General features: G+C 62.3%; 2 protein-coding genes. Both read right to left on the bottom strand.

The features are described 5' to 3' along the window. Nucleotides 1-35: 35 nt before the first annotated feature. The gene (gene hisB / locus AC1D1X_RS22560; protein ID WP_457279710.1) at nucleotides 36-644 is read right to left on the bottom strand and encodes an imidazoleglycerol-phosphate dehydratase HisB; all 609 of its coding nucleotides are present in this window, start codon (nucleotides 642-644) and stop codon (nucleotides 36-38) included. Further along, nucleotides 641-1,682, bottom strand: a 1,042-nt coding sequence (hisC, locus tag AC1D1X_RS22565) for a histidinol-phosphate transaminase (RefSeq protein ID WP_477699251.1), incomplete at its 5' end; no start/stop codon positions are given. The genes hisB and hisC, both read right to left, overlap by 4 nt.

The raw sequence follows: 1,682 nt of genomic DNA on the forward strand, positions 1-1,682 counted from the left end.
GATTGGACGTGTTCCCGGCGTTGAGTGCGAAGGGGTTACAGCGAACCCTTGGTCGATGGAATCACGCCTGCGGCGCGCGGGTCGATCTCCAGCGCCATACGCAGCGCGCGGGCAAATGCCTTGAACACGGTTTCGGCCTGGTGGTGGGCGTTCTCGCCCTTGAGGTTGTCGATGTGCAAGGTCACAAAGGCGTGGTTCACAAAGCCCTGGAAGAATTCGTAGGCGAGCTGGCTGTCGAAGGTGCCGATCATGCCGCTCTTGAAAGGAACATGCATCTCGAGGCCCGGACGGCCCGAAAAATCGACCACCACGCGCGACAGCGCCTCGTCGAGCGGCACATAGGCGTGGCCGTAGCGGCGCAGGCCTTTTTTGTCTCCCACAGCCTTGGCCACAGCCTGGCCCAGCGTGATGCCCACGTCTTCCACCGTGTGGTGGCCGTCAATGTGCAAATCGCCCTTGGCCTGGATGTCGAGGTCGATCAACCCGTGGCGGGCGATCTGGTCCAGCATGTGGTCGAAAAAGCCTATGCCCGTGGAAAGGCTGGCTTTACCGGTGCCGTCCAGGTTGAGCTTGACGATGATCTGGGTTTCGGCGGTGTTGCGTGAAACCTCGGCAATGCGGGGAGCGTGGGTAGGGGTGGTCATAGGGACTTTTCAAGCGCCGCCAGCATTTGCACGTTCTCGTCCGCGGTGCCGACCGTCAGGCGCAAACAATTGGCCAGCAATGGGTGCATTTTAGAAACGTTTTTGACCAGGACCTTGCGCGATTTCATGCCCTCAAAGGTTTTGGCCGCATCGGGCACCCGCACCAGGATCATGTTGGCGTCGCTTTTCCAGGCTTTGACGCCCTTTGCCTCCATGCCGGCCAGGGCCTCCAGCAACACAGCACGTTGGGCCACCAGCTCCGCGGCCTGCGCGACGAATTCACCCTGGTGCTCCAGCGCGAACAGCGCGCATTCGTAGTTGAGCACGCTGATGTTGTAGGGCGGGCGCACCTTGTCGATCTCGGCAATCAGCGCTTTCGGGCCCATCATGTAGCCGATGCGCACGCCGGCGAGGCCGAGCTTGCTCAGGGTGCGCATCAGCAGCACATGGCCGTGCCTGGCGATGCGGTCGATGTAGCTTTTGCTGGCAAAGGGCTGGTAGGCCTCGTCCATCACGACCAGGCCACCTTGCTCGCCTACGGCTTCGATGATCTTTTCAATCACCGCGTCGTCCCACAGGTTGGCCGTCGGGTTGTTCGGGTAGGCCAGGTAAATGATCGACGGCTGGTGCTCGGCAATGGCGGCCAGCATGGCGGCTTCGTCGAGCTCGAAGTCGGCCGTCAGCGGCACGCCGATGAATTTGAGGCCCTGCAGCTGCGCGCTCATGGCGTACATCACAAAGCCCGGCAGCGGCGCCAATATGGAGCCCCCTTCCACATCGCAGGCCATGGCCAGCAGCGAGATCAACTCGTCCGAGCCATTGCCCAGCATGATGTCGAAGCCCTCGGGCATCTGCGCATAGTCGGCCAGCGCACGGCGCAGGTCATTCACGCGGCCATCCGGGTAGCGGTTCAATGCCAGCGCACCCAGGCGCTGGCCCAGATGGGCCTGCAGCGATGCCGGCAAGCGGTGCGGGTTCTCCATGGCATCGAGCTTGACCATGCCGGCCGATTCCTGGATGGCGTAAGCATGCATGGAC

It is taken from the genome of Polaromonas sp. P1_G4 (assembly GCF_056405475.1).